Annotated in this window: 5 protein-coding genes; all 5 read left to right on the top strand. The window is 60.5% G+C overall.

Features of this window, described 5'->3' with window-relative positions:
• Window positions 1-1,132: S16 family serine protease (locus DBR24_RS33000; RefSeq protein WP_256591676.1), on the top strand; the 1,132-nt coding region annotated here is incomplete at its 5' end.
• Between the two features lie 521 nt (window positions 1,133-1,653).
• Window positions 1,654-2,046, top strand: a complete 393-nt coding sequence (locus DBR24_RS20135) for a protease inhibitor I42 family protein (RefSeq protein WP_128615635.1) — start codon at window positions 1,654-1,656, stop codon at window positions 2,044-2,046.
• Between the two features lie 2 nt (window positions 2,047-2,048).
• Window positions 2,049-2,684, top strand: a complete 636-nt coding sequence (locus tag DBR24_RS20130) for a lysoplasmalogenase (protein ID WP_177490642.1) — start codon at window positions 2,049-2,051, stop codon at window positions 2,682-2,684.
• 247 nt (window positions 2,685-2,931) lie between these two features.
• Window positions 2,932-3,675 carry a carboxy-S-adenosyl-L-methionine synthase CmoA gene (gene cmoA / locus DBR24_RS20125; protein ID WP_128615633.1) on the top strand — a complete coding sequence of 248 codons (744 nt, stop codon included), beginning with the start codon at window positions 2,932-2,934 and terminating at the stop codon, window positions 3,673-3,675.
• Window positions 3,672-4,628, top strand: a complete 957-nt coding sequence (cmoB, locus tag DBR24_RS20120; RefSeq protein WP_123466087.1) for a tRNA 5-methoxyuridine(34)/uridine 5-oxyacetic acid(34) synthase CmoB — start codon at window positions 3,672-3,674, stop codon at window positions 4,626-4,628. Before cmoA ends, cmoB begins: the two co-directional genes overlap by 4 nt.
• Window positions 4,629-4,732: the final 104 nt, after the last annotated feature.

Genomic DNA, 4,732 nt, shown 5'->3' with positions numbered 1-4,732 from the left:
CCGCCGCACCTACATCGGCGCGCAGCCGGGCAAACTCGTCCAGGCGCTGAAAGACGTCGAAGTGATGAACCCGGTGATCATGCTCGACGAGATCGACAAGATGGGCCAGAGCTACCAGGGCGATCCGGCCTCGGCGCTGCTGGAAACCCTCGACCCGGAGCAGAACGTCGAATTCCTCGACCACTATCTAGACCTGCGCATGGACCTGTCGAAAGTCCTGTTCGTGTGCACCGCCAACACCCTCGATTCGATTCCCGGCCCGTTGCTGGACCGGATGGAAGTGATTCGCCTGTCGGGCTACATCACCGAAGAAAAAGTCGCCATCGCCAAGCGTCACCTGTGGCCGAAACTGCTGGAAAAGGCCGGCGTGTCCAAGGGCAGCCTGAGCATCAGCGACAGCGCGCTCAAGGCCTTGATCGACGGTTATGCCCGTGAAGCCGGCGTACGCCAGCTGGAAAAGCAGATGGGCAAACTGGTGCGCAAAGCGGTGATGAAGCTGATCGACGACCCGAAAGCGGTGATCAAACTCGGGCCGAAAGACCTTGAAGCGTCGCTGGGTCATCCGGTATTTCGCAATGAACAAGTGTTGTCCGGCACCGGCGTCATTACCGGTCTGGCCTGGACCAGCATGGGCGGCGCGACCCTGCCGATCGAAGCCACGCGGATTCACACGCTCAATCGCGGGTTCAAACTCACCGGGCAACTGGGCGATGTGATGAAGGAGTCGGCGGAGATCGCCTACAGCTACGTCAGCTCGCACCTGAAGTCGTTCGGCGGCGATCCGAAGTTCTTCGACGAAGCCTTCGTCCACCTGCACGTACCGGAAGGCGCCACACCAAAAGACGGCCCGAGCGCCGGCGTGACCATGGCCAGTGCTTTGCTCTCGCTCGCGCGCAATCAGGCGCCGAAAAAAGGCGTGGCGATGACCGGCGAACTGACGCTGACCGGGCATGTACTGCCGATTGGCGGGGTGCGCGAGAAGGTGATTGCAGCGCGGCGGCAGAAGATTTTCGAATTGATCCTGCCGGAGCCAAACCGGGGCAACTTCGACGAACTGCCGGAGTATCTGAAGGAAGGCATTACGGTGCATTTCGCCAAGAAGTTTGCGGATGTGGCGAAGATCCTGTTCTGACAGAAAGCCCCTCACCCCAGCCCTCTCCCGGAGGGAGAGGGAGCTAATTGCGGAATATTGCAGAAGTACGCCGACCTGAAGCTATGTCGCTGAATCCATAATCGACTCGATCTTTCAGGTCGATGTATGACACAAGACACCTCGGTCAGTCCCCTCTCCCTCTGGGGAGAGTGGGCCGACCGAGAGATATTTCAGGGTTACGCCAACCTGAAAGTACTTCGCTGAATCCATAATCGACTCGGTTTTTCAGGTCGATGTATGACACAAGACACCTCGGTCAGTCCCCTCTCCCTCTGGGAGAGTGGGCCGACCGAGAGATATTTCAGGGTTACGCCGACCTGAAAGTACTTCGCTGAATCCATAATCGACTCGATCTTTCAGGTCGATGTATGACACAAGACACCTCGGTCAGTCCCCTCTCCCTCTGGGAGAGGGTTAGGGTGAGGGCTTGGCGTTGTCACACTTTGTCTCATCTTCAGTTATGCTCGCCGTTCGTCACCAACGCCGGAGCTGCTGACCTTATGTCCCCCACTCGCCTGTTTATCCCCCTCGCCCTTTCGTTGCTGGCCGCGTGCGCCACGCCGCCGAAACACAACGTGACCGTGGAAAAACAAAGCGAGTGCCCGGTCCGGCTCACCAACGGGCAAAACCTGATTGTGATGCTGCCAAGCAACCCGACCACGGGCTATCGCTGGGCCATTCAGGATTCGGCCGGTGGCGTGCTGCGTGCATTGAGCCCCGAGGTTTACAGCAATCCAGAAGACGCCGGCGTCGTCGGTGCGGCCGGCCTGTCGACCTGGCGCTTTCAGGCCTTCGCTCCCGGCACCGGGCGCTTGCGCCTGACCTCGCAACAGCCGTGGGCTCCGGAAGTGTTGCCGGTGGAAACCTTTGACTGCGCGATCTCGGTGAACTGATCGTGGGCTGGCTGATTCTGGCGCTGATGGGCGCGGTGACGTATCTCTACGGCCTGAGTACCCATGCGGCGCTGCTCTGCCTGTTGGTCAAACCGTTGCCGGTGTTGGCGCTGCTCGGCTGGTTGCACGATGCGCCGCCCGGTGACTATCGGCGCTGGATCAGCCTCGGGCTGATTTTCTCGTTACTCGGCGATGTGTTGCTGGCGTGGCCGGGGGATTTGTTTGTGTTCGGCCTCGGTGCGTTTCTGGTCGCGCATCTGGCTTATCTGAAGGCTTATCTGAGTGACTGCAAGCGTCCGGCGGTGTTGCCGTTGGTGCTCGCCCTCGGAGTTGGCGCGGTATTGCTGGGACTTCTGATTTCCAGCGGTCTGGGGCCGTTGCTGGTGCCGGTGATCGTTTACGGCACGGCGATCAGCGCAATGCTCTGGCGTGCCCTCGCTCGTCTCGGAACCGATGTGCCCAAGCGTTCGGCGCTACTGGCGGCGGGGGGTGCGCTGGCGTTTGTGTTCTCGGACAGCGTGATTGGCATTGACCGGTTTGTGTCGCCATTTCACGCTGCGCCGTACGTCATCATCCTCAGCTACTGGCTGGGCCAGTGGGGCATTGCGGCCTCCGCCTTCTCCCAGACCAAACGCTGAATAACTGTGGCGAGGGGATTTATCCCCGATGGGCTGCGAAGCGGCCCCTAAAACCTGCCAGCAATGTGTATCAGACCTATCGCATGCACAGGTTCTACGACTGCTTCGCATCCGATCGGGGATAAATCCCCTCGCCACACGTGTGTGCTTCAGGTTTGTGTGCGGTGCTTTATCAGACAACCCGCGCATCCCCGCGCCAGTTTGGCTAAAATGCCGGCCTTTTCCATCGACACCGCCGGAAACCGCCGTGAGCAAAGAACCCGATCGCATTTTCGCCCAGCCCCTGGACAAGGTGCCTGACTTCGCCTTCAACGAAGACGTGGTGCGGGTGTTCCCGGACATGATCAAGCGCTCGGTGCCGGGTTACCCGACCATCGTCGAAAACCTCGGCGTGCTCGCCGCGCAATTCGCCCAGCCGAACAGCGTGCTCTACGACCTTGGCGCGTCGCTCGGTGCGGTGACTCAGGCGCTGCGCCGCCATGTTCGCACCGACGGTTGCCGGGTGATCGCTGTGGATAACTCGGCGGCGATGGTCGAGCGGTGCCGCGAATACCTTAACGGCCAGAATTCGATGTTCCAGGAGTTGCTGCCGGTCGAAGTGATTGAAGGCGACATCCTCGCCCTCGATTTCCAGCCTGCTTCGGTGGTGGCGCTGAATTTCACCCTGCAATTCATTGCCCCGGAACAGCGCACCGCGTTGCTCTCGCGTATCCGCAAATCTTTGCTGCCCGGCGGCGCATTGATTCTGTCGGAGAAACTGCGCTTCAACGATGCCGAAGAGCACGCGCTGCTCACCGATCTGCACGTCGCGTTCAAACGCGCCAACGGCTACAGCGAACTGGAGATTGCCCAGAAGCGCAGCGCCATCGAAAACGTCATGAAGCCCGACAGCCTCGAAGAACACCGCGAACGCCTGCTGGCCGCCGGGTTCTCGAAAGTCGTGCCGTGGTTCCAGTGTCTTAACTTTGCCTCGTTGATTGCCTTGCCATGATTGATCTGTCCCCCCTCGCCCGCCGTCTGGCCGGCACACCGCTGGCCGAATGGGCCAGCACCCTGCAAGTGCAACTCGACAAGAAAATGGAGAAAGGTCACGGCGATCTGGAGCGCTGGCAAAGTGCGCTGGACGCCCTGCCGAAAATCCAGCCAAGCGAAGTCGACCTGCTCAACGGTCTGAAACTCGACACCGACTGCGACGATGAAACCCGCGCGCAGATGCGGACCGCGCTGATGGGCCTGTCGCCGTGGCGCAAAGGCCCGTTCGACCTGTTCGGCGTGCACGTCGACACCGAATGGCGCTCGGACTGGAAGTGGTCACGCGTCTCGCCGCACCTCGACTTGAAGGGCAAACGCATCCTCGATGTCGGTTGCGGCAACGGTTATTACATGTGGCGCATGCTCGGCGCCGGCGCGGACAGCGTGATCGGTGTCGATCCGAACTGGCTGTTCTTCTGCCAGTTCCAGGCGGTACAGCGCTATCTGTCCGAGCCGAACGCCTGGCACCTGCCGTTCCCGTTCGAAGACCTGCCGCCGAACCTCGAAGGCTTCGACACCGTGTTCTCCATGGGTGTGTTCTACCACCGTCGTTCGCCGATCGAACATTTGCTGGCGCTGAAGGACTGCCTGGTCAAGGGCGGCGAACTGGTACTGGAAACGTTGGTGGTCGAAGGCGACAAGCATCAGGTGCTGGTGCCGGAAGACCGCTATGCGCAGATGCGCAACGTGTGGTTCCTGCCGTCGGTGCCGGCGCTGGAATTGTGGCTGCGCCGAGCAGGTTTCACCGATGTGAAGTGTGTGGACGTCAGCACCACCACGGTCGAAGAGCAGCGCGGCACCGAGTGGATGAAGTACCAGTCGTTGAGCGACTTCCTTGATCCCGAAGACCACAGCAAAACCATCGAGGGCCTGCCGGCGCCGATGCGTGCTGTGATTGTCGCGAAGAAGTAATCCAACCTCTCAAACACCGCGGTGAACTCACCCCTCACCCCAGCCCTCTCCCCTGGGAGAGGGGGCCGATCTTTGGGCTTTTCAAGATCTGAGTTCAACTCGAT

Source organism: Pseudomonas sp. HMWF006 (assembly GCF_003061205.1).
GTDB classification, from domain to species: Bacteria; Pseudomonadota; Gammaproteobacteria; order Pseudomonadales; family Pseudomonadaceae; genus Aquipseudomonas; species Aquipseudomonas monsensis.
Note: the sequence above shows the minus strand (reverse complement) of the source record. Positions and strands in the feature narration are given on the sequence as shown.

What these genes read in the sequence shown, in the direction of transcription:
- DBR24_RS20135 (WP_128615635.1), top strand. Translation starts at nt 1,654, where the DNA reads ATGTCCCCCACTCGCCTGTTTATCCCCCTCGCCCTTTCGTTGCTGGCC.
- cmoB (WP_123466087.1), top strand. Translation starts at nt 3,672, where the DNA reads ATGATTGATCTGTCCCCCCTCGCCCGCCGTCTGGCCGGCACACCGCTG.